We start from the raw sequence: 334 nt of genomic DNA, 5'->3' as shown, positions 1-334 counted from the left end.
TAGTAAAGGTCTTGACGAAATGTGCCTTGTTCCGCAGCACGTTTAAGATCCACTTTCGTTGCCGCGACAACGCGAATGTCGAGAGGTAAAAGTTCGTTTGAGCCAACGCGTTCAATCACGCGCTCTTGCAGGACGCGCAACAAACGAATTTGTGCCTGAATTGGCATCGATTCGATTTCATCTAAGAAGAGTGTGCCGCCCTGCGCAAATTCAAACTTACCAATACGCCGACTGTCTGCACCAGTAAATGCGCCTTTTTCGTGACCATAGAGTTCGCTTTCAATTAAGTTTTCTGGCACCGCGCCACAGTTCACCGCCACAAAGTTATTGTTTC

At 47.9% G+C, this 334-nt stretch carries 1 pseudogene; it reads right to left on the bottom strand.

Annotated elements, in window-relative coordinates:
• Nucleotides 1–334, bottom strand: a pseudogene (locus tag R7Q41_RS24085) (sigma-54 factor interaction domain-containing protein); the annotation flags it as partial.

This window comes from Vibrio sp. 2096, from assembly GCF_033339595.1.
GTDB lineage: Bacteria > Pseudomonadota > Gammaproteobacteria > Enterobacterales > Vibrionaceae > Vibrio > Vibrio alginolyticus.
Note: the sequence above shows the minus strand (reverse complement) of the source record. Positions and strands in the feature narration are given on the sequence as shown.